Source organism: Billgrantia tianxiuensis (genome assembly GCF_009834345.1).
Classification (GTDB): domain Bacteria; phylum Pseudomonadota; class Gammaproteobacteria; order Pseudomonadales; family Halomonadaceae; genus Halomonas; species Halomonas tianxiuensis.
This window is the reverse complement of sequence record NZ_CP035042.1, coordinates 1407651-1434326: the sequence shown is the minus strand read 5'-3', so window position 1 is coordinate 1434326 and position 26676 is coordinate 1407651. Positions and strand designations below refer to the sequence as shown.

The 26676-nt window shown below is 65.1% G+C and carries 20 protein-coding genes and 3 pseudogenes; 7 read left to right on the top strand and 16 right to left on the bottom strand.

From position 1 onward, the window contains the following. Positions 1-10 precede the first annotated feature (10 nt). The 13 genes and pseudogenes from EKK97_RS06775 to EKK97_RS25695 all read right to left on the bottom strand — a co-directional run bounded on the left by EKK97_RS06775 (position 11) and on the right by EKK97_RS25695 (position 13718). Positions 11-1486, bottom strand: a complete 1476-nt coding sequence (locus tag EKK97_RS06775; RefSeq protein ID WP_159550569.1) for a mannitol dehydrogenase family protein — start codon at positions 1484-1486, stop codon at positions 11-13. Further along, the gene (locus tag EKK97_RS06770) at positions 1483-2766 is read right to left on the bottom strand and encodes a TRAP transporter large permease (RefSeq protein ID WP_159550567.1); all 1284 of its coding nucleotides are present in this window, start codon (positions 2764-2766) and stop codon (positions 1483-1485) included. The genes EKK97_RS06775 and EKK97_RS06770 overlap by 4 nt, the downstream gene beginning before the upstream one ends. After that, complete coding sequence (locus EKK97_RS06765; RefSeq protein WP_159550565.1) at positions 2757-3365, bottom strand: TRAP transporter small permease; 609 nt, start codon at positions 3363-3365, stop codon at positions 2757-2759. Before EKK97_RS06765 ends, EKK97_RS06770 begins: the two co-directional genes overlap by 10 nt. A 66-nt stretch (positions 3366-3431) precedes the next feature. Next, positions 3432-4400 (bottom strand): TRAP transporter substrate-binding protein, encoded by a 969-nt coding sequence (locus EKK97_RS06760; RefSeq protein WP_159550563.1) that lies wholly within the window; start codon positions 4398-4400, stop codon positions 3432-3434. An 81-nt stretch (positions 4401-4481) separates the two neighbouring features. Further along, positions 4482-5513 (bottom strand): Zn-dependent oxidoreductase, encoded by a 1032-nt coding sequence (locus tag EKK97_RS06755; RefSeq protein ID WP_159550561.1) that lies wholly within the window; start codon positions 5511-5513, stop codon positions 4482-4484. 13 nt (positions 5514-5526) lie between these two features. Next, positions 5527-6738: a D-mannonate dehydratase ManD gene (manD, locus tag EKK97_RS06750; RefSeq protein ID WP_159550559.1), complete on the bottom strand. Its 1212-nt coding sequence runs from the start codon at positions 6736-6738 to the stop codon at positions 5527-5529. Between the two features lie 34 nt (positions 6739-6772). Next, positions 6773-8194: a glucuronate isomerase gene (uxaC, locus tag EKK97_RS06745; RefSeq protein ID WP_159550557.1), complete on the bottom strand. Its 1422-nt coding sequence runs from the start codon at positions 8192-8194 to the stop codon at positions 6773-6775. Positions 8195-8220: 26 nt separating this feature from the next. Beyond that, positions 8221-9458: pseudogene (locus EKK97_RS06740) on the bottom strand (TRAP transporter large permease). A gap of 47 nt (positions 9459-9505) precedes the next feature. Further along, entirely contained in the window at positions 9506-9997 is a 492-nt protein-coding gene (locus EKK97_RS06735; protein WP_159550555.1) for a TRAP transporter small permease, read from the bottom strand. Positions 9998-10095: 98 nt separating this feature from the next. Next, complete coding sequence (locus EKK97_RS06730; RefSeq protein WP_159550553.1) at positions 10096-11055, bottom strand: C4-dicarboxylate TRAP transporter substrate-binding protein; 960 nt, start codon at positions 11053-11055, stop codon at positions 10096-10098. A gap of 68 nt (positions 11056-11123) precedes the next feature. Next, positions 11124-11855 carry a GntR family transcriptional regulator gene (locus EKK97_RS06725; protein ID WP_159550551.1) on the bottom strand — a complete coding sequence of 244 codons (732 nt, stop codon included), beginning with the start codon at positions 11853-11855 and terminating at the stop codon, positions 11124-11126. A gap of 151 nt (positions 11856-12006) precedes the next feature. Further along, positions 12007-12957 (bottom strand): helicase-related protein, encoded by a 951-nt coding sequence (locus EKK97_RS25700; protein ID WP_340162969.1) that lies wholly within the window; start codon positions 12955-12957, stop codon positions 12007-12009. Continuing rightward, a complete protein-coding gene (locus tag EKK97_RS25695) occupies positions 12927-13718 on the bottom strand; it encodes a DEAD/DEAH box helicase (protein ID WP_340162938.1) in 792 nt (263 codons plus the stop codon). Before EKK97_RS25695 ends, EKK97_RS25700 begins: the two co-directional genes overlap by 31 nt. A gap of 440 nt (positions 13719-14158) precedes the next feature. On the opposite strand from EKK97_RS25695, the gene EKK97_RS06715 reads away from it, so the two are divergent. Then, entirely contained in the window at positions 14159-14629 is a 471-nt protein-coding gene (locus EKK97_RS06715; protein ID WP_159550549.1) for a YaiI/YqxD family protein, read from the top strand. A gap of 82 nt (positions 14630-14711) precedes the next feature. On the opposite strand, the gene EKK97_RS06710 is transcribed toward EKK97_RS06715, so the two are convergent. Both EKK97_RS06710 and EKK97_RS06705 read right to left on the bottom strand, forming a co-directional pair. Continuing rightward, positions 14712-15716: a glutathione S-transferase family protein gene (locus tag EKK97_RS06710; RefSeq protein WP_159550547.1), complete on the bottom strand. Its 1005-nt coding sequence runs from the start codon at positions 15714-15716 to the stop codon at positions 14712-14714. 247 nt (positions 15717-15963) lie between these two features. Further along, on the bottom strand, positions 15964-16863 hold the full coding sequence (locus tag EKK97_RS06705; protein ID WP_159550545.1) for a LysR family transcriptional regulator: 900 nt from the start codon (positions 16861-16863) through the stop codon (positions 15964-15966). A 110-nt stretch (positions 16864-16973) separates the two neighbouring features. Here EKK97_RS06705 and EKK97_RS06700 point away from each other — a divergent pair, with 110 nt between their 5' ends. From EKK97_RS06700 to EKK97_RS06685, 4 genes are all read left to right on the top strand, one after another. After that, positions 16974-17822, top strand: coding sequence for a pirin family protein (locus EKK97_RS06700; RefSeq protein ID WP_159550532.1), 849 nt, complete (start codon positions 16974-16976; stop codon positions 17820-17822). 247 nt (positions 17823-18069) lie between these two features. Continuing rightward, positions 18070-19800, top strand: a complete 1731-nt coding sequence (locus EKK97_RS06695) for a peptidoglycan DD-metalloendopeptidase family protein (protein ID WP_159550530.1) — start codon at positions 18070-18072, stop codon at positions 19798-19800. 88 nt (positions 19801-19888) lie between these two features. Continuing rightward, entirely contained in the window at positions 19889-21748 is a 1860-nt protein-coding gene (locus EKK97_RS06690) for an ABC transporter ATP-binding protein (protein ID WP_159550528.1), read from the top strand. A 354-nt stretch (positions 21749-22102) separates the two neighbouring features. Beyond that, positions 22103-22366 (top strand): hypothetical protein, encoded by a 264-nt coding sequence (locus EKK97_RS06685; RefSeq protein WP_159550526.1) that lies wholly within the window; start codon positions 22103-22105, stop codon positions 22364-22366. A gap of 49 nt (positions 22367-22415) precedes the next feature. Here the strand turns inward: EKK97_RS06685 and EKK97_RS06680 are convergent, their stop codons facing one another. After that, positions 22416-24044 carry a L,D-transpeptidase family protein gene (locus tag EKK97_RS06680; protein WP_234286484.1) on the bottom strand — a complete coding sequence of 543 codons (1629 nt, stop codon included), beginning with the start codon at positions 24042-24044 and terminating at the stop codon, positions 22416-22418. Positions 24045-24208: 164 nt separating this feature from the next. On the opposite strand from EKK97_RS06680, the pseudogene EKK97_RS06675 reads away from it, so the two are divergent. After that, a pseudogene (locus tag EKK97_RS06675) lies at positions 24209-24948 on the top strand (murein L,D-transpeptidase catalytic domain family protein). 316 nt (positions 24949-25264) lie between these two features. Then, positions 25265-26616: pseudogene (locus EKK97_RS06670) on the top strand (NarK family nitrate/nitrite MFS transporter). Positions 26617-26676 lie beyond the last annotated feature (60 nt).

The window sequence follows — 26676 nt, the reverse complement described above, 5'->3', positions numbered from 1 at the left end:
CCTCGCGATATCAGGTGGGAACGTCGAGCCGCGCAAGCGCGGCGTCGAGGCCATGCGTCGTCAGGCAGCGGTAGGCCGACACCACCTCCGCCGCGAAGCCGGCGTGCTTGGCCAACGCCGGGGGTACCACGGCATCGAGTTCGAGGAAGGCCAGCACCAGACTCTGATGATCCTCGCCATGAGCTTCGTGCAGCAAGGCGAACGTGTCCGCCAGGGGATCGTCAATGGCATGGACATTGCCATGCAGGTCGCGTCCGGCGGTGTAGCGAATCCACGCCGCAAAACCTAGTGCGATGCACGGTACCTCGCCTCCCGCTTCGAGCCGCGCCAGGGCGCCATGCAGCCAGCGCTGGGGCAGCTTCTGCGAGCCATCCATGGCGATCTGCTGCAGGCGATGGCGCAGGCTGTCGTTGGCGAAGCGATAGAGCAGCTGTTCGGCATAGCCTTCGAGATCGGTACCGGCTGGCATCGCCAGGGTCGGCGCCGCCTCACGCAGCATGTAGCGATGCAGCAGCGCCACCAGGTCGTCGCGACTCACCGCATCGAAGACGGTCTCGATATCGTCCAGCGCGCCCAGGTAAGCCAGCAGCGAATGGCTGCCGTTGAGCATACGCAGCTTCATGGTCTCGAACGGCGCCACGTCGGCGACCATCTCCACCCCCTCGGCCTCCCAGGCCGGTCGGCCGAGGGGGAAATCGTCCTCCACCACCCATTGCGAGAACGCCTCGCCCACCACGGCGTTGGGATCGTCGACGCCCAGCTCGGCCAGGCGGGCGAAGTCGGCCTTGGTCATGGCCGGCACGATGCGATCGACCATGCTGCACGGGAACGCCACCTCGCGCTCGATCCAGGCGGCAAGCTCGCCGTCGCGACAGGCGGCAAGCTGCACCACCGCCGCCCGGGTGCGCTGGCCGTTGTTCGGCATGTTGTCGCAGCACAATACAGTGAACGGCGGGACTCCCGCACTGCGCCGCCGGGCCAGGGCCTCCACCAGAATGCCCGGTGCGCTGCGCGGTGCCTGCGGGTAGGCGATGTCATGGGCGATCAGCGGATCGTCACGCAGCAGGCTGACCTCGGCGGGGCTCAGGAAGTAGCCTTTCTCGGTCACCGTCAGGGTGACGATACGCGTCTCGGGCGAAGCCACGCGCGTGAGCAGCGCCTCGAGATCGCGCCCCCACTGGCCCGAAGGGTCCCGGCCAGTGAACAGGGCCTCCTCGATCACCCCGATCTCGCGCAGGGTGACATGGTCGCGGTCGGCGTATTCGGCGACATGGTAGTGATAGTCGGCGTCGCGCAGGGCATCCACCAGCGCCACGCCGCCGCGCAGGTTGGCGCTGCTCACGCCCCAGGTGCCGTCGCCGCTGCGCTGCCGATAGCGCTCCAGGTAGACGGCCTGGTGGGCGCGGTGGAAAGCGCCCAATCCCAGGTGGACGATGCCGATGCGGCCGGTCGGTTCGGCGGCGGGTAGGCGAGTCACGTCGTTCATCTTGCCCCCATCAGCAGGTCGGGAAGCCACAGCGAGATGGCCGGCACGTAGGCCACCAATAGCAGTACCACGAGGTTACAGGCCAGGAACGGCAGGATGGCACGGGCCACGGTGAGCATCTGCAGCTTGCCGATGCCCGAGACCACGAACAGGCACACCCCCACAGGCGGCGTGGTCAGGCCGATCATCAGGTTGAGCACCGCCATCACCGCGAAGTGCACCGGGTCCATGCCCACCCCGGTGGCCACACCGAGCAGCGCCGGGAATAGGATGATCAGCGCGGCGATGGTCTCCATGAAGGCGCCGACGAACAGCAGGATCAGGTTGAGGATCAGGATCACAATGATCGGATTGTCGCTGACCGCCATGATCAGGGCGGCGATCGTCTGGGGAATCTGCTGGCTGGTGAGGATCCAGCCGAACAGGTTGGCCAGGCCCACCAGCAGCAGCAACGCCGATGAGGTCAGTACGGTGTCGGTGAGAATCGCCGGCAGCTTGCGCCAGGTCAGCCCCTTGTAGACGTACATGCCCACCACCAGCGCATAGAGGCTGGCGACGATGGAGGCCTCAGTGGGCGTGAAGAAGCCGCCGATGATGCCGTAGAGAATGATTGCGGTCATCAGCAGCGCCCAGAACGCCGTGCGCCCCTCGCGCAGCAGCTCGCGCAGAGTGGCGCGGCGCTCCTTGGGATAGCCGCGCTTCACCGCCAGCAGGTAGACGGTAATCATCATCGCCACGCCCAGCAATAGGCCGGGCACGGCCCCGGCCAGGAACATGCGCCCTACCGAAACGCCCGCCAGCGAACCGACGATGATCATCGGCACGCTGGGCGGGATGATCGGGCCAATGGTCGACGAGGCAGCGGTGACGGCGGCGGCGAACGGCTTGTCGTAACCGGAGCGCGCCATGCCGGGGATCATTACCGAGCCGATGCTGGCGGCATCGGCCACCGCGGTTCCCGAAATGCCGCCGAAGATCATGGAGCCGCCCACGTTGGCCAGGCCCAGGCCACCGCGGATATGACCGACCACGGCGTTGGAGAAGCGCACGATATGCTCGGTGATGTTACCCACGTTCATCAGGTTACCGGCCAGCACGAAGCCGGGAATGCAAAGCAGCACGAAGGTATCGATACCCGAATACATGCGCTGCGGCACGATGGTCAGCGAGATGCCTTCCAGCAGCAGGTAGGCGAGCGACGAGATGCCCAAGGCAAAGGCGATGGGTAGGCCCAGCACCAGCAGCAGCAGGAACACGCCGAACAGCACCATCACTTCCATGATGCCTCCTCGCGGTCGCCGTCGACGGGCGGACGCCATGCCGCAGCAAGGCCTTCGACGAGGCCGACGGCGCTGTAGAACAGCACCAGGCCGAACAACAGCACGGTGGAGAAAAAGATATAGAGCATGGGCACCCTCAGGGTGGGCGAGGTCTGCCAGGCGCCGTTCTGGGCGAACTGCCAGGCGGCGGGCAGCGCCATCAGGGCGAAGCCGCCGACCAGCAGGCAGATCAGCGCCTGGTAGGCGGCGCGCGTACGCAGCCCGAGCCGGTGATGAAAGAGCTCGACGTTGACGTGCCGATGCCGGCGTATCGCCACCCCGGCCGCCAGCGCCACCATGTAGATGAACAGATAGCGCGACAGCTCCTCGGTCCAGGACAGGGTGAATGGCAGGAACAGCCGCCCCGAGATCTGCAACAGCACGGTCACGGCGATCCCGACCAGGGCCAGGTTGGCGAGCAGTACGAACAGCCTGTCCACCCAGCCAATCACGCGGCCCAGCGGACCCTGTAGCCTGGGCACCGCGGATAGCGCGTCGAGACTGGCCATCACCTGCTCGCCATCGGGCACGTCTTCGCTACGCTGTGGGGAAATATCCATAAGCGTTTCTCGCTAGGGTCCGCCGGACCCATGAGGAATGGGCGGGCACGGGCCCGCCCGGTCTGTTCACAGGTTCTGGATGGCGTCGAACAACGCACGCTGCTCGTCGTCGAGGGCTGCTTCCACCGCCGGCCGCGCCTTCTCGGCGAAGGCCTCGGTATCGACCTCGACGAACTCCATGCCGCGCTCCTGCAGGGCCTGCTCCAGGCGCTGCTGGTCCTCCTCGAACAGCTCGGCCTGGTAGACCTGCATTTCCTGGGCCGCCTCGCGCACGATCTGCTGCAGCTCCTCGGGCATGCTCTCGAGCCGATTGCGGCCGATCACCACGTAGATCCAGCTACGCACGTGGCCGGTCAGGTTCACGTAGTCCTGCACCTCGTTGAAGCTCGCGCTCTCGATCAGGCTGAGCGGGTTCTCCTGAGCCTGGATGGTGTTCTGCTGCAGGGCGGTGAACACCTCGCTGAAGGCCATCGGCGTGGGCCTCGCGCCCAGCGCCTCCCAGGTATCGACGAACAGCGGCACGTTGGGCACGCGCAAGCGAAGGCCGTCGAGGTCGTCGGGGTGACGAATCGGCCGGTTGGAGGTCAGTTCGCGTGGACCGCGCTCGAACCAGGCCAGCGGCACCAGGTTGGCACGCTCGGTGATCTGCGCTTCGATCTGCTCGCCGATCTCGCTTTCCACCGCCTGACGCAGGTGCTCCGAGTCGCGGAAGGCGTAGGGCACCGCCATCATTGCTGCCTTGGGCGCCCAGTTCTGCAGGCTCTCCCCGGTGATGGTCATGTCGGCGGTACCGAGCTGGATGCTGTTGATCACGTCCATCTCGTTGCCGAGCTGCTCGTTGGGATAGAGCTGCACCTCGATGCGGCCGTCGGAATTCTCCTCGACCAGTTCCTTGAAGCGCACGGCGGCCTGATGCCAGATATTCTGCTCATTGGCCAGGTGACCGAATTTCAGCGTGACGTCGGCAGCCAGAGCGGATTGGCCGCCGATGAGGGCCGCCCCGAGGACGGCGCCGGTGACGAGTCGTTTGAACATGGCGTAGCTCCTTCTTTGTACTGTCTGTTGTTACTGTTATGTGCATCGCGGCATGGCGATGCCGCTGTCGCGTCGGCTGGCTCAGGCGCCGGTGTCGGCACCGATGCCGATCAGCACCTTGCGAGCCCTTTCGGGATGGTGATCGAGCATGTCGATGGCACCGGGCATGTCGTCGAAGGCCAGGCGATGGCTGACCAGCGCCAGCGGATCGAGACGCCCCGCGGCCATGCGTTCGAGCACCTCCGGAAACTTGCGGTTGTTGAGCCGCGAGCCGACCAGGGTCAGCTCCTTCTTGATCACCTCCAGTTGCACCAGGTCGCTGGGGGTAGGGTTGAAGCCGAGCAGGCCGATGCGTCCCGCTGGCGAGGCGATGCGCAGCATCTGCGGCAGCAGCGCCGGCACGCAGGCGGCATCGGCGATCAGTGGAATGCCCTCGCCGCCGGTCAGCTCGCGCGCCGCGGCCTCGACATCCTCCTTGCCGTGCCAGGTGCGCGTGGCACCAAGTTCACGGGCCGTGGCCAGGCGCTCCTCGATCAGGTCGATGACGGTAATGTCCTCGATACCCAGGGCGCGAGCCATCTGCAGGATGGTCAGCCCGATTACCCCGGCGCCATAGATCAACAGGCGGTCGCCGCGCAGCGGCTGCATCCGCTCCAGCACGTTGGCCGCAATGGAATAGGGTTCCACCAGCGCGCCGGCTTCCAGCCCCAGGCCCTCGGGCAGCAAGTGGACGTTGGCCGCCGGCACGTTGACCCACTCCTCGAAGCCGCCGTCGCGGTGCACGCCGATCACCTGCAGCGCGCTGCACACGTTGGGGCGGCCGATGCGGCACGGGTAGCACCGCCCGCAGCTGACCACCGGGTCGATGCACACCCGGGCGCCGATGTCGACGTTCTCGACGCCCTCGCCCACCGCCTCGACCGTGCCAGCGAACTCATGCCCGGTAATGCGCGGAAAGCGCACGAAGGCGTTGTCGCCGTGGATGATGTGCATGTCGGAACCGCAGATTCCGGCGAAGGCCACCTTCACCAGCACCTCGCCGGAAGCGGCACGGGGCGCCTCGACTTCGGCGATGGCATAGTCCAGCGGTGCGTTGACCTGAAAGGCTTTCATCGGTGTGCTCTCCTCACCAGTGCCACAGGGTGCCGTCTTCCAGCCGGTTGACCGGCAGGCTGGCGCGCTTGTAGGGATATTGCTTGGCCAAGGTCTCGTCGATATCGACGCCGTGCCCCGGCGCTTCGCCGACCAGGAAGTGGCCATCCTCGAAGCGATAGTCGTGGGGGAAGACGGTGTCGGTCTCCGGCGTGTGGGGCATGTGCTCCTGGATGCCGAAGTTGGGCACCCAGGTGTCGAAGTGGATCGCCGCGCCCAGGCACACCGGCGACAGGTCGGTCGGCCCATGGAAACCGGTGCGCACGTGGTAGAGCCCGGCCAGGTCGGCAATCCGCCGCATATGGGTGATGCCGCCGCCGTGGGAGAGCGGTGTACGGATATAGTCGATCCACTGGTTCTCGATCAGCTCGCGGTAGTCGTGGATCGAGTTGAACACCTCCCCCACCGCCAGCGGTGTGGTGGTGTGCTGGCGAATCAGGCGGAAGCTCTCCTGGTTCTCGGCCGGCACGCAGTCCTCGAGCCAGAACAGGTGGTAGGGCTCCACCGCCTTGCCCAGGCGCGCCGCCTCGATGGGCGTGAGCCGATGATGCACGTCGTGCAGCACGTGCAGCTCTTCGCCGAAGCGCTCGCGCACCGCGGCGAACAGCTTGGGTACGTGGTTGAGGTACTTCTCGGTGCTCCACACGTGCTCGGCGGGCAGCTCGGCGTCCGCCGGCTCGTAGCGCTCGCCCTCGCGCTTGGCGACGCCGTAGATGGTGGGAATGCCGGGCACGCCGGCCTGCACCCGCACGGCGCGATAGCCGAGCCTTACGTGCTTCTCCACCTCGGCCAGGCAGCCTTCGATGTCGCGCCCGGTGCAGTGGGCGTAGGTCATCACCCGTTCGCGGCTCTTGCCGCCGAGCAGTTGGTAGAGCGGCATGCCCGCCGCCTTGGCCTTGATGTCCCACAGCGCCAGGTCTACCGCCGACACCGCCGCCATGGTCACCGGCCCCCGGCGCCAGTAGGCCCCGCGATAGAGGTAGTGCCAGATATCCTCGATGCGGCTGGCATCCCGCCCGATCAGGGCAGGAATCACATGCTCCTCGAGATAGGCCACCACCGCCATCTCGCGGCCGTTGAGGGTAGCGTCGCCGATGCCGTAGGTGCCCGACTCGGTGACGATCTTGAGGGTGACGAAGTTGCGCCCCGGCGAGGTGACGATCACATAGGCGTCGCTAATTTTCATGAGTGTTCCGTCGCTGTGATATGGAAAAGAGTTCCTATCGCTCGAAGAGATAGCGCTGCACGTTGTCGTAGCACACCGCCCGCACCAGCTCGCCGATACGGTCGAGATCGTCCGGCAGCTCGCCGCGCTGGATCTGCGCGCCGAGCATCTGGCAGAAGATGCGGCGGAAGTAATCGTGACGGGAGAACGACAGCAGGCTGCGCGAATCGGTGAGCATGCCGACGAAGTGGCGCAGCAGGCCGAAGTTCATCTGCGTGACGAGCTGGCGTTCGATGCCGTCGCGCTGGTCGTTGAACCACCAGGCGGCGCCGAACTGCAGCTTTCCGGGGATGCCGTCGCTGGCGAACGAGCCGACCAGGCTCGCCAGCATCTCGTTGTCGCGGGGGTTGAGGTTGTAGACCACGGTGCGAGGCAGCGCCCGCTCGCGGTCCAGCGCATCGAGAATCGCCGCCAGCGGGTCGGCGTAGGTCACGTCGCCTATCGCATCGAAACCGCTGTTGGCACCGATCTCGGCCAGGCCACGCTGGCTCAGGCTGCGCAGCGCGCCCAGGTGCAGCTGCATCACCCAGCCGCGGCGGGCGTACTCGCGCCCCAGCCACAGCAGCACCGCGGTGGTGAAGGAAGCGCTCTCGTCGCTGCCGAGCGCTCTGCCCTGGCGGCGACGCTCGATCAGCCGGTCGAGTTCGGCCGTGCTCGGCGGCGCGACGAACACCGGCTTCTCCAGGCTGTGGTCGGAGAGGCAGCAGCCATGGACGGCGAAGTGCTCGAGACGCTGGTACAGGGCCGCCAGCAGATCGTCGTAGCCGCGGATGGCCACCCCGCTAGCACGCTCCAGTTCGCCGAGATAGTCGACGAAGCCGGGTTCACCGATCTTGAGCACGGCATCGGCACGGAAGGTCGGCAGCATGGCGGGCGCCGCCCCGCTCTGGGCGTGGCGGCGATGCAGCTCCAGCGAATCGACCGGGTCGTCGGTGGTGCACACGGTGCGCACGGTGAAGCGCTTGAGAATGCCCTGTGCGCTCAGCTGCGGCGTGGCCAGCCGCTCGCGTGCGGTGATCCAGATCTCTTCGGCGGTGGCCGGCGAGAGCAGCGTGTTCTCGATGCCCAGCGGATGGCGCAGCTCCAGGTGGGTCCAGTGGTAGAGCGGGTTGCCAAGGCAGTGCGGCACCGTTTCGGCCCAGGCCTGGAAGCGCTCGCGGTCGCTCGCATCGCCAGTGATGCGGCGCTCGTCGATGCCGGCGATGCGCATCGCCCGCCACTTGTAGTGATCGCCCTTCAGCCACAGCTCGGTGAGGTTGTCGAACTGGACGTTGCCGGCGATTTCCTGCGGGCTCAGGTGCGAGTGGTAGTCGCAGATCGGCATGGCCGCGGCATGCTCGTGGTAGAGCCGGCGCGCCGGCTCGTTCTCGAGCAGGAAGTCAGGCCCCATGAAGGTGATCTTGTCGGAGAAGGCCATTGAACCCTCCATTTTTGTCGGTTCACTCAGCCCATCAGCAGGTTGGGCAGGAACAGCACGATATCGGGGAAGAAGATGATGCCCAGCACCACCACGAATACGGCCAGGGCGAAGGGCAGCAGCTCGCGGCTGTAATCGAAGAAGGAGCAGCGCAGGATGCCGCACACGGTGTACATCGAGATGCCCACCGGCGGGTCATGCCGCCGAAGGTCACCAGGGTCATCATCAGCAGGCCGAAGTGCACCGGATCGACGCCGGCCGCCTTGATTACCGGCACCAGGATCGGTGTGAGCAGCATCACCACCACGGTGGCCTCGAGCAGCATGCCGAGCAGCACCAGCAGGATGGCGAGTGTCAGCAGCAGCGTGGCCTGGCTGGAGAATACACCCAGGGTCAGCTCGGCGATGGTCTGCGGCACCCGCTCGAACGAGACCACGTAGCCGATGATTCCCGAGAACATGATGATCAGCATGATCATGCCGATGTCGCGCACGCTGGCATGCATCGCCGTGAGGATCTCGCGCAGCCCCATCTCACGATGGATCACGCAGCCCACCAGCAGCGCATAGGCCACGGCAAAGGCCCCCGCCTCGGTGGGGGTGAACAGGCCGTAACGGATGCCCACCAGCAGCCACACCGGGAACAACAGTGCCCAGATACTGCTGCGTGCGGCCCTGAGCACCTCGCGACCCGACGGCAGCCCCTCGCGTACCGGCGCGTAGCCGCGGCGCTTGGCCACGAAGAAGGTCGTCACCATCAGCGCTACCATCAGCAGAAAGCCCGGCACCACGCCGGCGATGAACAGCCGCCCGATGGAGACCTCGCCGAGATAGCCGTAGAGGATCAGGCCGATGCTCGGCGGAATGGTGGCGGTGATCAGCCCGCCGATGGCCAGTACCGCGCCGGAGAAGCCGGGGGTATAGCCCTGCTGGATCATGCCCTTCCCCAGCACCCGCGACTGCATGGCGGCATCGGCCACCGCCGAGCCCGACACGCCTCCCATCAGTGTGCTGAGCACGATACTGGCCTGGGCCAACCCGCCGCTCATCCAGCCGGCCAGCAGCGTGGAGAGCCGAATCAAGCGCGGGGTGATGCCGCTGGCGTTCATCAGGTGGCCGATGAAGATGAACAGCGGCACCGCCAGCAGCGGGAACGATTGGGTAGCAGAGACGATGCGCTGCGCTCCGATATTGGTCGGCAGGAAGGTCTCGGGCAGGAAGAAATAGGTGAAGCCGGCGATACCGATGGCGAAGGCCACGGGCATGCCGATGGCCATCAGCACCAGCCCCAGGCCCAGCAGGAGTGCGGCCGTCATAGCGTCTCCTCCACCATCTCGTCATCCGGCACCAGGCTCAGCACGATCCCCTTGGCCGCCACGCGACGCAGCAGGGAGACGATCATCAGGCTGGCCCCCACCGGCAGCGCCAGGGTGATATAGCCGTAGCTCAACCCGGCCACACCCATCGGACGCTGCCAGTTGGAGAGCGCCAGGGGAAAGCCATAACGCACGAGCAGGGCCAGAAAGCCCAGCATCAGCACCAGGCACAGCCCCGTGACCAGGCGCTGCAAGGGCAGCGGCAGGCGTACCGCCAGGGCGTCGATGCGCACCTGCCCGCCGCAGCGCAGGGTGATGTCGGCACCCAGCACGGCGGTCCAGATGAACAGCAACTGGGCCAGTTCGGCACCCCCGGCGAAGGGCTGGCCGATGGCGCGCGCCGTCGAGCTTACCAGCAGGGTCAGGGACGTCGCGCCCAGCAGCGCGACGGCGAGCCAGGCTTCGAGTCGGTCGTACCAGTACCACATGTCGAAGATCCTCGGAGCCGGAACACGGCCGGCCGATTCCATGGAACAACGTGCGAGTCGACCGGCCCTTGCCGCCGCAGCGACAAGGGCCGTCAGGCTCACTCTCCCGCGGTCAATTGGTCACGGTACTGGTCGTAGCCAAGCTCCTCGTAGACGCCGCCGACGCGTTCGCGGAACAGCTCGACATCCACCTCGGTGAAGGTCACGCCCTCCGCCTCCATACGCTCGCGCACGGCATCCTGGGCATCGACGGTGGCCCGGCTGGCGGCCTCCCCCGCCTTGTGTAGCTCCTCGTCGAGGATGGTGCGCAGCTCTTCCGGCAGCGACTGGTACCACTGCTCGGACGTGGCAAGACCGGTCATCAGATGGATATGGCCGGTGAGGGCGATGTGGGTGATCACCTCATGCAGGTTCTGACCCTCGGCGGCGGTGAGCTGCGCCTCGGCGCCGTCGATCGCCCCCAGTTGCAGCGCGGAGTAGACCTCCGACCAGGGCAGTGGCGTGGGTGTGGCGCCCATCGATTCGATGGTGCGCAGCCAAACCGGCGAATTGATGGTACGCACTCGCACCCCACGCAGGTCGTCGGGTGTCTCGACCAGTTTCTGGGTCAGCATGTGGCGCGAGCCCTGGAACCAGTTGTAGTTGAGCAAGCGCAGGCCGCTGCTGTCGGCCAGGCTCTCGACCCAATCCCGGTAGAGCTCGGACGAGGTGATGCGCTCATAGTCGGCGTGGTCCTCGACCAGGTAGGGCGCGCTGAGAATGCCCAGCTCCGGCTGGTACTCCGAGAGCCGCCCGGCATCGATCAGCACCGCGACATTGGCGCCGCTGCGAATCTGTTCGACCACGTCCTCGTCGGAGCCCAGTTGGCTGTTGGGGAAGACACGCACGGTAAGCTCGCCATCGGAGCGCTCCGCGATGGTCTGGCTGGCTTCCTCCATGGCCTGGACGATGGGGTCCTGGGAGCTGAGCGCCGAGGAAAGATTCAACTGATAGGCCGCATGGGCCAGGTTGGCGCTGGCGGTCAGAGCGACAGCCGCGGCGATGACGGTGGTTTTCATGTGAGCCTCCTGACGTGTGTTGTGGTTGTTGCGTCGAGTGGTTTGGCGTCTTGCTCAGTACTTGCTGGCTATGGATTTACGGTGACGGCTCCTTGGGGAGCCCCGTCGAACATCTCTGGGAAGCGACGCATGAGTTCCGGCAGCGAGTGCAGAATCTCGCGCTGGTGGATGCTCATGGCCTTGGCAGCCGCCTCGGGATCGCGACGGGCAATGGCCTCGACGATCATCGAGTGCTGGTCGATCAGCTTGCCGATCGGTGTGCTGTCGGGGACGCTCAGGTAGCGCACCCGGTCGAGCTGCGCCTTGACTTCCTCGGTCACGCGCCAGGCCGCGGTGTGCCCCACCCCCAGCGACAGCGCCCGGTGGAAGGCTTCATCGAGCTGGAAGAAACGGTCGTAGTCGTTGGGCTCGATACAGCGCCGCTGGCGCTCGAGCAGTTCATACAGCTCATCCAGGGTCTGGGCGGCAATGCCAAGGGAAGCTGCCTCCTTGGCCACCGCCACTTCGATTGCCTCGCGCACGAAGCGAGCCTCGAGCACGGCCTGCTGCGAGATCCTCACCACGTAGGTGCCACGCTGCGGGCGCACCTCGACCAGCCCCGCCTCCGAGAGCCGGATGAAGGCCTCGCGGACCGGCTGCCTGCTCACCGAGAAGGCGTCGGCCAGCTCCTTCTCTGAGAGCGCCTGGCCAGGCGCCAGCACCATTCGGATGATCGACTGGCGCAGCACCCGGTAGAGCCGCTCGCGTACCGAACCTTCGTCACCAGTTTCCTGCCACATGGCCTGGAGGGGGGTTGTCATGGGCACCGTCTCCGTTTCTTGTTGATCTCGCCGACTCTGACCAGACTAGTATGGTAGTATGGCAATTGGCAAGCAGAGATAAAAAAACCCAGGCCGGATGCCCGGCCTGGGTTTTGTTCGTCACGTTCGCCGCTAGTGGCGAACGCTGCGCTTAGGCGCTGGTGCGGCGACGCACCGGCGCATCGCCGTCTTCGCGACGACGGCGCGGGGCACGCTCGGGAGCACCGCTGTCTTCGCTGATCTCCAGCGCACGGCCGGCGACGCGGGCGCGGGCCATCTTGGCCAGGATGCTGGGCGGCAGCGAGCTTGGCAGCTCCACCACCGAGAAGGCGTTGCGGATGTCGATGCGACCGATCCGCGAACCTTCGATGCCACCCTCGTTCGCCAGGGCGCCGACCAGCTGGCCCGGCTTGACGCCATCCTTGTGACCGACGGCGACACGATAGCGGGTCATGCCCTCGCTCGGGCCACGGTCGCGGCGCGGCGGCTTGCCGTCGCGCGGGGCGCGGTCGCCACGGTCGGCACGCTCCTTGCGCGGCGCCTGCAGGCGACCGATGGGCGCCTCATCGGCACGCGCCAGGGCGGCAAAGGCACAGGCCAGCTCGATCGGGTCGTAGCCCTCGCCTACCAGGCGCTCGACCAGTGCACGCTGCTCGTCGGCGCCGGCGGTCAGCGCGGCGATGACGCGCTGGTGGAACACCTCGTCGCGGTGAGCGCGGATGGCGGCCTCGTCGGGCAGCGCCATCTCGGTCATGCGCTGACCAGTGGCCTGCTCCAGCCAGCCGATCTTGCGGCCTTCGCGGAAGCCGGCGAAGGTGATCGCCACGCCTTCGCGACCGGCACGGCCGGTACGCCCGATACGGTGGGTATAGGCCTCGCTGTCCTGGGGCAGGTCGTAGTTGATCACGTGAGTGATACGCGGCACGTCGAGGCCGCGAGCGGCCACATCGGTGGCGATCAGCACGTCGATCTTGCCGCGCTTGAGGCGCTGGATGGTGCGCTCGCGCAGGCTCTGGTCCAGGTCGCCGGAGAGGCTGGCCACGTTCACGCCGCGAGCGGAGAGCTGCTCCATCAACGTGGTACAGGCAGCACGAGTACGCACGAAGACGATCGCGGCGTCCACCGGCTCGACCTCGAGAATGCGCGCCAGCGCTTCCAGCTTGGCGCCGCCGTCGACCCGCACCAGGCGCTGCTCGATGCTCTCGGCAGTGGTGGTGCGCGACTCGATGGCGACCTTGACCGGATCGACCAGGTAGCGGTTGACGATGCGCTCGATCTCGGCCGGCAGGGTGGCGGAGAAGAACACGCGCTGGGCGTCCTGCGGGTATCGGCGACCACGCGCTTGACGTCATCGATAAAGCCCATGCGCAGCATCTCGTCGGCTTCGTCCAGCACCAGGGCGGAGAGGCCGTCGAGCTTGAGGCTTCCACGGTCGAGGTGATCGATCACCCGACCCGGCGTGCCCACCACCACCTGGGCGCCACGCTTGAGCGCACCCAGCTGTTCACGATATTCCTGGCCACCGCACAGGGTGGCCACTTCCAGGCCCTGCAGATTCTGGCCGTACTTGGTAAAGGAGACGGCCACCTGCTGGGCCAGCTCGCGGGTCGGCGCCAGCACCAGCACCTGGGGCTCACGCCGGGTCATCTCGAGACGCGACAGCAACGGCAGGGCAAAGGCCGCGGTCTTGCCTGTACCGGTCTGGGCCTGGCCCAGCATGTCACGCCCTTCCAGCAGCGCCGGAATGGTCTGTGCCTGAATCGGTGAAGGAGTTTCGTAACCCAGTGTTTCTACAGCGGCAAGAACGGCAGGCAGCAGAGCAAGATCGCCGAAGCTCGGCGAGGCGACAGAAGTCGAGGTCATCAATCACACCTTGGTAGGCCGGCACTCGCCGGCAATCACATTGAGGCATCCCCGACACAGCCATGCGGCATGGTCGGTGGCCCTGTCATCCGACCGATTTGGCCCGAACAGAGCGATCACGTTTTACGTGGGACGCCGGTCGCACCTGGCATCCGGCTCGTCTCCTTGGACACGAACCGCTGTGGCGACCTTTTTGCGCCGATGTCGCCCGGTTGGCGACATCCTGTAGCGCTCCATCTTCACATCTCGGACGTTGCAGCAGATCGCTGTCGGTCTCGGTGATTGCCTCTCGTACGCGTGGCATACGGAGCGAATCGTCATGATGGCGGGGTCAGCACATGCGAGGAGCGCGCATGCTAACATCGACACTGGTTCCATGACCAGTACTTTCAACGCTACGATCACACAAACCTGCCATCACCTTCGAGGAGCCTTGCCGAATGCCCACGCTCTGGGTCGATGCCGACGCCTGCCCCAAGGTCGCGCGAGACATCATCGTCCGCGCCGCCGAGCGCACCACCACCCCGGCCTGGTTCGTCGCCAACCACACGATCCCCCTGCCACCCTCGAAATGGGTCAAGTCGCTGTCGGTGAGCCATGGCTTCGACGCCGCCGACAACGAGATCGTGGCACGCCTCGAGAAAGGCGATCTGCTGATCAGCTCCGACCTGCCGCTGGCGCTGGAGGCCATCGACAAGGGCGCAGCGGTGATGACCACCCGCGGCGAGATCCTCGACAAGAACAACATTCGCGCGCGGGTGCAGATGAGGGATTTCATGGAGACGTTGCGCTCCAGCGGCGAGCACACCGGCGGGCCCAAGGGCTACAGCGACGGTGACCGGCGCGAGTTCGCCAACGCGTTGGACAGGTGGCTGGCGCATCAGAAGAAAGAGGGAAGAAGTAAGAGGTAAGACAGGATAGCTGTGCTTCTTTCCTTCCAGGCGCGAAGCGCCGATCTTCCTTCTTCGAGCGGCGTAGCCGCGTCTTCCCGCTTCAGCCCTTCTGGCGAATCCCCTGCCCCGGCAATCGCTCGCGGTCGTGCGGGCGTTCGAAATCGAGCAGCGGTCCCTTGGGCACGATGCGCGTCGGGTTGATGGTGTCGTGGCTGTAATAGTAGTGGCGCTTGATGTGGTCCAGGCTCACCGTCCCGGCCACACCCGGCCACTGGTACAGCTCACGCAGGTAGTTGGAGAGGTTGGGATAGTCCTCGATGCGCCGGAAGTTGCACTTGAAGTGGCCGTAATAGACGGCGTCGAAGCGCACCAGGGTGGTGAACAGGCGGATGTCGGCCTCGGTGAGCCACTCCCCGGCCAAGTAGCGGTGCTCGGCCAGGCGCGCCTCGATGCGGTCGAGCGCCTCGAACAAGGCCGTCACGTGCTTCTCGTAGACGCCCTGCTCGGTGGCGAAGCCCGACTTGTAGACACCGTTGTTGATGTGTTCGTAGACGTCCTCGTTGATCGCGTCGATGGTCTCGCGCAGATCCGCGGGGTAGAAGTCGAGCCGGTTGCCGGCGAGCTCATCGAAGGCATCGTTGAAGATGCGCACCAACTCGGCGGACTCGTTGTTGACGATACGCCCTTCCTGCTTGTCCCACAGTACCGGTACCGTCACCCGGCCGGTGTAGTGCGGGTCGGTCAGGGTGTAGAGTTCACGATGGTACTCGACGCCGTTGACCGGATCGCCGCTCGAGCCCTCGCCTTCGTGGTAGGTCCAGCCCTGGTCGAGCATCAGCGGGCTTACGTGGGAGACGCCGATCAGATCGTCCAACCCCTTGAGCTTGCGCATGATCAGAGTGCGATGCGCCCAGGGACAGGCCAGCGACACGTAGAGATGGAAGCGCCCCGCCTCAGCCGCTACGGCCCGCTGGCCCTGGGGGCCCGGGCTGCCGTCGCGGGTGACCCAGTCGCGCAGCTTGGCAGACTCGCGCACGAACTCGCCACCATGCTTCTTGGTGTCGTACCACTGGTCGTGCCACTTGCCTTCGATCAGCAGACCCATCATGTCCTCCGGGTTCGGAAATATCTGACTAAGGAAGCTCTGAACAAATCGACGAGCGAGATGAAGCGCAAGGCGCACGGAGCACAGGAACCGGAGCATATGGGGTATATGTGAGGATTCCGAGCACCGCGCAACGCAGCGATTCGCTCGCGCAGGCATTTGTGCAGTGTTTCCGTAGCAGGTTAAACCGATTTGCTTGATGCTCAAGCGCAGTTTTTCCGCCCCTCACATCGAAAAAAACGAAAGGTCACGCCTCGCTCGGGCATTCGCTCGCCACGGCTTCCTTGAGCGCCCGGGCCATGGCATGGGTCGCGGGTCCCGCCCGGTCGCGATCGCGGAAGATCAGCTGCATCGGCACCTCGCGGATCCCACCGGCCGCCAGCGGCAGCGGGCGCAGCACGCCGCTTTCCAAGTCGGCATGGATGCGCGTCTCGGGCAGCCAGGCGAACCCCAGGCAACGCCGCACCATGTCGATGGAGGTCTCGAGATGGCTGACCGTCCAGCGTTGCTCCGCCTTGAGCCAGCCGGCATCCATCGACTGACGCAGCGCCGAGTCGCGCACCACCATTTGGCGGTGACGCTGCAGGTCGCGCAGGTCGAGTTCACGCTCCAGCGCGTGCAGTTCATGGTCGCGATGGGCCACCGCAATGAAGCGGATCGTTACCAGCGGCTCGCCGAGAAAGCCCTGCGCCGCCAGTCCCGAGATGGCCAGGTCGGCGCGGCCGTCATAGAGCATCTCGATGCCACCGTTGAGCACCGTCTCGTGGAGCTGCACACGCACGTAGGGGTAAGCGGCGGAGAAGCGGCTCAGCGCCACCGCCAAGGCATCGGTGGGAAAGATCTGATCGATCGACAACACCACTTCGGCCTCGAGCCCCTCGGCCAGGCGGCCGGCAACGTCCTCCAGTGCCTCGGCGCTCTCGATCAGTTGGCGTGCCCGGCGCAGCAGCATCTCGCCGGCCTCGGTCAGCCGCACCTGGCGCCCTACCGGTGCCAGCACCCGCACGCCAAGCTGTTCCTCCAGCTTGTGCACGGCGTGATTGAGCGTGGAAGGACTCTTGTGGATCGCCTCGGCGGCGCGGGCGAAGCCACCATGGTCGACGACCGCCGCGAGCATCTGCCACTGAGCCAGGGTGACACGAGACATGTTCGACTTCCTCGAATGAAAGATGCAAAACGTTGCGCTTAATTTTCGAAAAAAGCGGACTAAAATGCCAGATATATCCACCATTTCAGAACTACCGGAGACCGCAGACCATGGTCGCCAGTCCCAGCTTCCGCCGCATCGAACGCCTGATCCAAAGCCAACCCAGCCAGGATGGCGACGGCGTGCACATCCAGCGAATCCATCGCTTCGATGGCGAGATCGACCCTTTTCTCATGCTCGACGAGCTCGGCTCCGACCGACCCGACGACTATATCGGTGGCTTTCCGCCGCATCCGCACCGTGGCATCCAGACGCTGACCTACATCATCCATGGCGGCATCACCCATGAGGACCACTTGGGTCACAGCAGCACCATTCAGGCCGGCGACGCCCAGTGGATGCATACCGGCCGTGGCATCGTGCATTCCGAAATGCCGCTGACCGACAGCCAGGGCCTGCACGGCTTTCAGCTATGGCTCAACCTGCCGGCACGGGAAAAGATGAGCGAGCCACGCTATCGCGACGTGCGCAGCGGCGAAATGCCGCGTCTGAAGGCGGAGAAAGCGGAATTGATCGCCCTCGGTGGAATTTGGTCGTCCGTGGCGGGCGACAGCATTTCGGGCCCGCTGGAGAGCCTGGCGGGAGATGGCGCCGTGGCCCATGCGCAAATCGAGGCCGGCGGCGAGCTGACCCTCGCGGCCGGTAGCGAGACGCTGGCTGTCTATGTCTTCGAGGGTACGTTGCAGGTCGACGATGCCGACATCACGGCCGGTCAACTGGCCCGGCTGGGTTCGGGAGACACGCTGCGCCTCGCCAGCCGCAAAGGTGCTCAGTGTCTGCTGCTCGCGGGCACGCCCCATCGCGAGCCGATAGCCCACTACGGCCCCTTCGTGATGAATCACATGGGCGAGATCGAACAAGCGCTGCGCGATTATCGCAACGGCACCTTTACTGGTTGATCACTTACCGGCTGATCGCTCCCACCACAGATCGTTACCAAAAAGGGGTTGTCTAATTCCCTTTTTTCACGTTCAATGCATCATTGTTGAACAGTGTTCGACAATATAGCGACGGCCCAGAACCTAGGTAGAGAAGTTCTGGGCCCGTCTTGCTGTATGCACGTACAGTCTAGGCAGGCCATATATCATGGGTTAAGGTTCCCGTGCCTTTTTATGTTCTTGTCATCTTTTTTTATGGCCGATACAAATGTTGCGAATCCTTCATTCGCTGCCTCGCACGCATAAGTTGCTACTGCTACCCGTCGCCACGATGGTGACCGTGCTGGGCGCGCAAAAGATCGTTACCCTCGTCGAGAATACCCAGCGTCAGGGGCAAGTTCCCCAAACCGTACTCTTCCCCCTGTCGCCCGAGGCCCAACCCGGCCTCCCCGCTCTCAACAGCGAACGCTACTCCGTCGCCGATGCCATCGAGATCGCCACCCAGGCCATCGACTCCACCCGCGACTACATCCCTCTCTCTCAGCTCAAGCCCAGCGAAATCGTCGACCTCTCCGGCGTGAGCGTGGCCCAGGCCGAGCGAACGACCGAGCCTCCGGCCGCTACCGCTGCCGAGCTCGATGCCGCTACCGGGATGGACGACAGCGGCATCGAACTGGCAACGGAACTGGATTCCGGGGCACTGCACATGGCTCTGGTGATCGGCACCCTGGCCAGCGGCATGCTCGAAGAGACTTATACCGACGACGAAGCGCTGGCCGCCGACGCGACGTCCTACGAGGATTTCCCGGACGAAGAGCTGGCGCTGTTCGAAGACGGCCCGATCCACTTCGATCACGAGATTGCCGCCGCCGAGCCCTACGTACCGGAATGGCGCACCTATACCGTGCAGCAGGGCGATACCTTCGCCGTGCTGGCCCAGAACGAACTCGGCCTGGGCTACAGCGAGGCCATGCGCCTGCTCGACAGCATGCCCGACAAGCGTCTACTGACCCATTGGCGGGTCGGCAATACCTTCGAGTATCAGCTCGACGAGCAGGAACGTCTGCTGGCCCTGCGCATCATGAAGAATGCCCGCGAGGGCTTCATGCTCGAGCGCGACGAGGACAGTTTCGACGTCGCCACCATCGAGCGTGCCGGCGAAGCCACCCAGCGGCTGTTCGCCGGTAGCGTAAGCGGCAGCTTCGCTCGCTCCGCCCAGGCGACCGGCCTCTCCAGCACCGAGGTTGCCCAGGTCTCGCGCCTGCTGGAGAAAAAGCTCGATTTCCGCCGCGACACCCGTCGCGGCGATGAGTTTCAGGTGCTGATCGAGTCCGACATCATCGACGGGGCGAGCTTCGACTCCCGCGTGTTGGCCATCCAGTACCAGGGCGCCCGCATGGACCTCACCCTGGTACGCAACAGTGCCGACAACAACTTCTACACGCCGGACGGCCAGAGCCTCGATCCCGCCTTCAGCCGCTATCCGTTCGAGGGCAGCTATCGCATGAGCTCCGGCTTCAATCCGCGCCGTACGCATCCGGTGACCGGCCGCGTCAGCCCGCACCGCGGCACCGACTGGGCCATGCCCATTGGTACGCCGGTCGTCGCCCCGGCCGACGGTCGCGTCGAGAAAGTCGGCAACCACCCGGTGGCGGGGCGCTATATCGTGGTACGCCATGACAACGGCTACCGCACACGCTACCTGCACCTTTCACGTGCAATGGTCAATCGCGGCGATCGCGTCTCGATGGGCGAGCGTATCGCGCTGTCGGGCAACACCGGCCGCAGCACCGGCCCTCACCTCCACTACGAGGTGATCGTCAACAACAACGCCGTCGATGCCATGAAGGTAGAGTTGCCGGAGAGCCAGAGCCTCGAGGGCGAGCGGCTGGTCGCCTTCCAGCGCGAAGCGGAGCCGCTGCTTGCCGCACTGCGCTCCGGCCAGACCGGCCCGGTGGTGGCCCAGACCTCAGCCGACGCCGAAAGCGACGACGACTGAGCCAGCTCGGACCTTACCGCTGCACGCATACGACGCCCTGCTCTCGAGCAGGGCGTCGTTTCTTGAACGGAGCCTACCCACTCAGCCCATGCGTCGTTTCACCCCAGCCCCTCCGCCAGCTAACGGCAATCGCCTGGCCGCCTTCTTCGGTGTCTTTCGCTACAGCCGCCGGGCACTCCTGCTGGTGTGGCAAACCTCGCGCGCCCTCACCTTGGGGCTTGCGCTGTGCACCTTGGTCGCCGGCGTGCTGCCGGCGGTGGCCGCCTGGATCGGCCAGTTGATCGTCGACGCGGTGGTCGCGGCCATGGCCCATCACCGCGACACCGGGGCCGCGCTAACGCTTGAATCCGCCTGGCAGGTGCTGCGCTACGTACTGGCGGAAGCCGGCGTGATTGCCGCCATCGCCCTGGCCCAGAGGGGCCTCTCGGCCCAGCAGTCGCTGCTGCGCGCGCTGTTGGGGCAGAAGGTCAACGTCATGATCCTCGAGAAGGCCGGCACCCTCACGCTTGCCCAGTTCGAGGACTCCGAATTCTACGACAAGCTCACCCGCGCCCGGCGCGAGGCGTCGATACGCCCATTGGGCCTGGTCAACAAGACCTTCTCGCTGCTGCAGAACGCCATCTCGCTGGTCAGCTTCGGCGTGCTGTTGGTGCAGTTCTCACCCTGGGCGATCCTGATCCTGGTGATCGGCGCCCTGCCGGTGTTCGTCTCCGAGGCCAAGTTCTCCGGCGATGCCTTCCGCCTGTTCCGCTGGCGCTCACCCCAGACCCGCATGCAGATGTACCTGGAAACCGTGCTGGCCCGGGAAGACAGCATCAAGGAGGTCAAGCTGTTCGGCCTGGAGCCGCTGCTGCTCGAGCGCTACCGCAGAATCTTCGACACCCTCTACGGCGAGGATCGTCGCCTGACCATCCGCCGGGAGACTTGGGGCTTCCTGCTCGGTCTGCTGGGCACGCTGGCGTTTTATGGCGCCTACGCCTGGGTGGTAGTGGAAACCGTATCGGGCAGCCTGACCCTGGGCGAGATGACCATGTACCTGATGGTGTTCAAGCAGGGCCAGTCAGCGCTGTCGGCCAGCCTCACCTCGATCAGCGGCATGTACGAGGACAACCTCTACCTGTCGAACCTCTACGAGTATCTGGAGCAGCCGGTAGCACCGCAGAGCGGCACCTTGACCATAGGTGCCAGGCCGGGAGACGGCATTCGCTTCGAGAACGTCGGCTTCACCTACCCCGGCGCCGAGCAGCCTGCCCTTTGCGACATTTCCCTGCATGTGGCGCCAGGGCAGAGCCTGGCACTGGTAGGCGCCAATGGCTCCGGCAAGACCACGCTGATCAAACTGCTCACCCGTCTCTACGAACCCAGCAATGGCCGCATCCTGCTCGACGGCAGCGACCTGCGCGAATGGGACCTGGCCACCCTGCGCCGGCGCATCGGCGTGATCTTCCAGGACTTCGTGCGCTACCAGCTCAAGGTAGGGGAAAACCTCGGTGCCGGCGACGTCGAGGCCTTCGGCGACGAGGCACGCTGGCACGAAGCGGCCGAGCGCGGCCTGGCCGACGAGTTCATCCGCGCCATGCCCGGCGGCTACCACACCCAGTTGGGTCGCTGGTTCAAGGGCGGCCAGGAGCTCTCCGGCGGCCAGTGGCAGAAGATCGCCCTGGCCCGGGCCTACATGCGCGAGAGCGCCGACATCCTGGTGCTGGACGAACCCACCGCGGCCATGGACGCCGCCGCCGAAGCGGCCGTTTATGCCGACTTCCGCGAGCACCGCCGCGACAAGATGACCATCCTCATCTCGCACCGCTTCTCCACGGTGCGCGCCGCCGACCAGATCCTCGTGATCGACGGCGGCGAGGTCATCGAGCGCGGCGACCACGACAGCCTGATGGCCCAGAACGGCCGCTATGCGAGATTGTTTCGGCTGCAGGCCGAGGGCTATCGCTAGGTCCTGAAAACGACCTCGTGAGCAGTTTTTTCGCGCAGGCGCCATTCATCCGTTGACGCTTGTTGAGCGATTGTCTATAAGAAAAGAGTCGTATCGTCGATGCGGCACAATCCCAACCAATCCCTCAATCGAGACGCGTTCCTCATGCGGCTACTTCCAGGCAACAAGGCAAATTGGCAACATCGCGTATGCATTAACGCGATGCGTACCTGTTTGCTGCTGCCGTGGGCCGGCCGTCGAAACGACGACACTTGAAGGACGCTGGCCGCGGCACTTGTCGCGGCCAAGCCTGGATAGCACTTTTCCCACCCGTCGCGCACAAGTTCCCGGCCTCCACTCAAGGAGACCGAGATCATGGCAGCACTACACACTACCCGTCGCCTGCTTAGCGCCGTACGTAACTTCTACGCCAATCGCCAGCGCGATACCCTGCTGCGCGACTGCGATCCACGCATGCTCAAGGACATCGGCCTGCGCTGGGAACGCGGCAAGCTGGTGCCGATCAACCCGGAACGCTTCGCCCCCAAGAATGAAACCGTGGCGCCTTCCAGCACCGCCCCCGGTGTGAGCGAAAGTCTCGGCGAAGTCTGTCCGCGCTGCGGGGCGCGCCTGGCTTAGCCACGGCCCCGGTCACAGGAAGTGGCCGGGGCCTTCCCCGCCCGTTGGCTCACAGCACCAGCGGGCGATCCAATTCCCTCAGCAGGGCATCGTCACGCTCGTAAATGTCGGGGCGGAACGAGAACTCGCCGTCATCATCCGGGTTTACCGTCCAGTAGTGGATGATGACCGGCATCCTGTTGGCGAGCGAGACGTTGCGCGTTTCACCGCTAGCGATGCGCGCCTCGATGTCATGCTCGCTGTTGGTGTCCTCGAACAGCAAGCGAGCCAATTCACGAATGTTCTCGACACGGATGCAACCGGAGCTGAAAGCCCGCTGTTCACGGGAGAAAAGTCCCTGGGCCGGAGTGTCGTGGAGATAGACCATGTGGTCGTTGGGAAAACGGATGGCGAGCTGTCCCAAGGCATTCTGCGGTCCGGGAGCCTGCCGCAGTACGATGTTGCCGGGATTGTCCCAATCGACCCGCCAGGGGTCGAGGGGCTGTCCGGAAGGGCTCAGTACCTGAATTCGCTCCCGCCACAGGTAGCCAAGGTCGCGGCGCACCGCGGGTAGCACGTCCTGGCGCAGAATGGTGGGCGGAATCGTCCAGGTGGGATTGACGGTCATGTGGGTGATTTCGGAGCGCAACGAGGGTGTACGCCGATAGGGTCGACCTACCACGATACGTGAGCGCCAGACTTCGCCATCGGGCCGGAAATAGCTGAGCCGGTAGCCGGCGATGTCGACCAGCACGAAGGCATCCGGCAGCCCGTGCAACAGCCAGCGGGCGCGCTCCATGTTGAGGCGGATCTGATCGATGCGCCGCTCAACCGGGACGTTGAGTGCCTCCCGGGTCTGACGCCCGACAATACCATCCGGCTCCAGCAAGTGCCGGCGCTGAAAGCGCTTTACCGCAGCCTCGAGTCCGGCATCGTAGCGACGCGCATCGGGTGCCTCGATTTCGGCGTCAGGAAAGGCATTGGTATTGACGGCCATCAGCTCGAGCTCACCCATCACGGACAAGCGCTCGCGCAGCAGTGCAACATCGTCGTCGACATCGCCCGGACGCAGCGACTGCTCACGCGCCGGCAAGCGCGGCCAGCCGCCGAGCCGCTCGATATGGCGATAGCGTGCCAGCCCCGAACGCAGCCGCTCGTAAGGAACGAAGTCCGGCCTCACCTCATCGAACAGCGCTTCGAATCGCTGTCGATCCACTGCGCGGGACACCGTGCCGAGCGAGAAGTCGGGTTCCGCTACAGGCACCTCCCAATCGGTTTCGAGCGCCTCGGGATCCACCTTGCCCCGCTGCAGGTGGGTCAGCGCCGTGAGCAGCATCCGAGTGGCGAATAGATCGTATTGCGCCTGCGCCGCCGCATTGGCGCCATCCTCCTGGATCGCACGGTACCGGGATCTCAGCTCATCCGGGCGATAGTCCTGTGGATGGAGGCCATCGCTTTCGAGGCCATGCAATGCCGAGGTGAATGCCGCCACGGTGTCGGCCTCCTGCCATGCCGGACGGTAGTCGCGCTGGGCATAGAAGTCCTGCAGGCGTGGCGCCTCCGAGGCCACCTGACGCGCCAATGCCTGTGCCACACCAGACTCCCCCTCGGGCCTTGCCTCGCCCTGCTGCTCCGACCAGGCCATGGGCGCCAGGCCGAGCAGCATTATCAGCATTCCCATCCGTGCAATACAGCGCATCTTTCGCTCCTGCTCCGTTGATAGCCGGTCTGGCCTTCCTGGCCTCTCTCTTCATAATAGTGCCTGGCACATGGCTGCAAGCCAGCCGGGTCCGTTCATCTCGTTTACGCTTACCTGCCGCGCGCGGCGCCCGCCGCCTGCGGTACTTACGTCATAGGCATGTCATGCGCTTTCTACCGTTCCTGCGACTTTCGCTACCGAGCCTGGCCGCTTCACTGCTGGCTACCCTGCCCACCACCCTTCCCGCCACCGCTCAGGCCGGCGATTTCCTGGCCCAGGCCAAGCTCTTTCCCGCAGCTACCCACCCGCTGAGCCAGACCCTGACGCGCCTCGCCCCGGTGCCGACCCGCAGGTCCTGCAGTTGGCCGCCAACGCGCTGGCCTGTGCCGAGCCCGGAGCCGAGCGGCTGGCCGTCATCGACTATTCACTCCCCTCCACCGAGCCACGCCTGTGGGTCTTTGACCTGGCACAGGAGCGGCTGCTGTTCGAGGAACTGGTTTCCCACGGCCGTGGCTCGGGCGATGCCGAGGCCACGATCTTCTCCAACACCCCCGAGAGCTACCAGTCGAGCCTGGGATTGTTCCGCACCATGAACAGCTATTACGGGCGCAACGGATACTCGCTGCGCCTGGAAGGGCTGGAAGCGGGTGTCAACGACCTGGCCTACCAGCGTGCCATCGTCATCCATGGCGCCGACTACGTCAGCGAAGCCTTCATCCGCCAGACCGGCCGGCTGGGCCGCAGCCACGGCTGCCCCGCGGTACGCCAGGAAGTGACCTATCCACTGATCGACAGCATCAAGGAAGATCACTACCTGTTCGTCTATTACCCCGATCCCGAGTGGCTGGAGACCTCCGCCTTTCTCAGCTGCGATCGCGAGCCAGCCCAGTGGGCCATGAACTGAGTTCACTTCGGTTCGCTCCCGGTTCCTGGACCTCGTTCCATGCCCCCTGCAGCACCAGCAGGGGGCATTTTTCTGCGGCACTGCACCATTCTTGCCATACCCTCGAACTCACCCGACACGGTCACGCCCCCTCAATTTAGCCACAACACAATGTTTTAAAAGAAGAAGCAAAAGACGTGGCAAACAGATTGCTTGATATGGATCAACTGCTGGGTAGGCGTGGACCAGGCTTCCTGAGGAAGTACGAGTGCGTCAGACCTGACCTTCAACGGAGAAGGGCGAACACCTGTATCGACAATCCGTACGAGGTCATTCCATGGAAATTCTCAACAAGGCGAACCGCATTCGTCTCTTGAGCCTGCGCACACCGCAGATGCGTGCCTTCCACTTCTCCTGGTTCGCCTTCCACATCTGTTTCTTCGGCTGGTTCGGCATTGCCCGCTGATGGCGGTGGTCCGCGAGGACCTGGCCCTGACCCAGACCCAGATCGGCAATACCATCATCGCCTCGGTGGCCATCACCGTAATCGTGCGGCTGCTGATCGGCGTACTGTGCGACCGACTCGGGCCGCGCAAGACCTATACCGGGCTGCTGCTGCTCGGCTCGATCCCGGTGATGAGCATCGGTTTCGCCAACAGCTTCGAGACCTTCCTGCTGGCGCGCCTGGCGATCGGTGCCATCGGCGCCTCCTTTGTCATCACCCAGTACCACACCACCATGATGTTCGCCCCCAACGTGGTGGGCACGGCCAACGCCACCAGTGCCGGCTGGGGCAACCTGGGCGGCGGCACCACCCAGATCGTGATGCCGCTGATCTTCTCCGGCCTGCTGATGCTCGGCGTCAGCGAGACGCTGGGCTGGCGGCTGGCCATGGTGGTGCCGGGCGTGGTGATGTTCGTCACCGGTATCGGTTACTGGCTATTCACCCAGGACGCGCCGAACGGCAACTTCAGCGAACTGCGCGCCAAGGGCGAATTGCCCGAAGCCAGCGGCGACAACGGGGCGGCCAAGAGCTTCCTCGCCGCAGCCAAGGACATCCGCGTATGGGCGCTGTTCGTGGTCTATGCGATCTGCTTCGGCGTCGAGCTGACCATCAACAACATTGCCGCCATCTACTTCTTCGACAACTTCGACCTGACGCTGGCGACCGCCGGCATGATTGCCGGCCTGTTCGGGCTGATGAACGTCTTCGCCCGCACCCTGGGCGGCGTGTTCTCCGACCTCTTCGCCCGCAACGGTGGACTCAAGGGCCGCGTGCGCTGGTTGTTCATTGCGCTGATCTGCGAGGGTATCGCCCTGGTCGCCTTCTCGCAGATGCACGTGCTCTCGTATGCCATCGGCATCATGCTGGTGTTCAGCCTGTTCGTGCAGATGGCCGAGGGAGCCACCTACGGCGTGGTGCCGTTCATCAACAAGAAGGCCCTGGGTGCGGTGGCCGGTATCGTCGGCGCCGGCGGCAACGTGGGTGCGGTGGCCGCCGCCTTCCTGTTCCGCAGCGAAGCGATCACCTACCAGCAGGGGCTGTTCTACCTCGGCCTGGTCGTGCTGGTGCTGGCCTCCTGTGCGCTGCTGGTGCGCTTCAGCGACGAGGTGGAGGCCGTCGAGGCACAGGCTTATCGCGATGCCGTGGGAGAGGATACCGGCGCCGGCGCACTCTCTCTGCGCTGAACGCATGCCGCCCGGCAGCCTGGCTGCCGGGCCCTGTCCCGTTCTGATGCCGCCCTCGCA

Coding starts and splice junctions, on each gene's coding strand:
- EKK97_RS06775 (WP_159550569.1), bottom strand. CDS start 1,486: ATGAACGACGTGACTCGCCTACCCGCCGCCGAACCGACCGGCCGCATC.
- EKK97_RS06770 (WP_159550567.1), bottom strand. CDS start 2,766: ATGGAAGTGATGGTGCTGTTCGGCGTGTTCCTGCTGCTGCTGGTGCTG.
- EKK97_RS06765 (WP_159550565.1), bottom strand. CDS start 3,365: ATGGATATTTCCCCACAGCGTAGCGAAGACGTGCCCGATGGCGAGCAG.
- EKK97_RS06760 (WP_159550563.1), bottom strand. CDS start 4,400: ATGTTCAAACGACTCGTCACCGGCGCCGTCCTCGGGGCGGCCCTCATC.
- EKK97_RS06755 (WP_159550561.1), bottom strand. CDS start 5,513: ATGAAAGCCTTTCAGGTCAACGCACCGCTGGACTATGCCATCGCCGAA.
- manD (WP_159550559.1), bottom strand. CDS start 6,738: ATGAAAATTAGCGACGCCTATGTGATCGTCACCTCGCCGGGGCGCAAC.
- uxaC (WP_159550557.1), bottom strand. CDS start 8,194: ATGGCCTTCTCCGACAAGATCACCTTCATGGGGCCTGACTTCCTGCTC.
- EKK97_RS06735 (WP_159550555.1), bottom strand. CDS start 9,997: ATGTGGTACTGGTACGACCGACTCGAAGCCTGGCTCGCCGTCGCGCTG.
- EKK97_RS06730 (WP_159550553.1), bottom strand. CDS start 11,055: ATGAAAACCACCGTCATCGCCGCGGCTGTCGCTCTGACCGCCAGCGCC.
- EKK97_RS06725 (WP_159550551.1), bottom strand. CDS start 11,855: ATGACAACCCCCCTCCAGGCCATGTGGCAGGAAACTGGTGACGAAGGT.
- EKK97_RS25695 (WP_340162938.1), bottom strand. CDS start 13,718: ATGACCTCGACTTCTGTCGCCTCGCCGAGCTTCGGCGATCTTGCTCTG.
- EKK97_RS06715 (WP_159550549.1), top strand. CDS start 14,159: ATGCCCACGCTCTGGGTCGATGCCGACGCCTGCCCCAAGGTCGCGCGA.
- EKK97_RS06710 (WP_159550547.1), bottom strand. CDS start 15,716: ATGGGTCTGCTGATCGAAGGCAAGTGGCACGACCAGTGGTACGACACC.
- EKK97_RS06705 (WP_159550545.1), bottom strand. CDS start 16,863: ATGTCTCGTGTCACCCTGGCTCAGTGGCAGATGCTCGCGGCGGTCGTC.
- EKK97_RS06700 (WP_159550532.1), top strand. CDS start 16,974: ATGGTCGCCAGTCCCAGCTTCCGCCGCATCGAACGCCTGATCCAAAGC.
- EKK97_RS06695 (WP_159550530.1), top strand. CDS start 18,070: ATGTTGCGAATCCTTCATTCGCTGCCTCGCACGCATAAGTTGCTACTG.
- EKK97_RS06690 (WP_159550528.1), top strand. CDS start 19,889: ATGCGTCGTTTCACCCCAGCCCCTCCGCCAGCTAACGGCAATCGCCTG.
- EKK97_RS06685 (WP_159550526.1), top strand. CDS start 22,103: ATGGCAGCACTACACACTACCCGTCGCCTGCTTAGCGCCGTACGTAAC.
- EKK97_RS06680 (WP_234286484.1), bottom strand. CDS start 24,044: ATGCGCTGTATTGCACGGATGGGAATGCTGATAATGCTGCTCGGCCTG.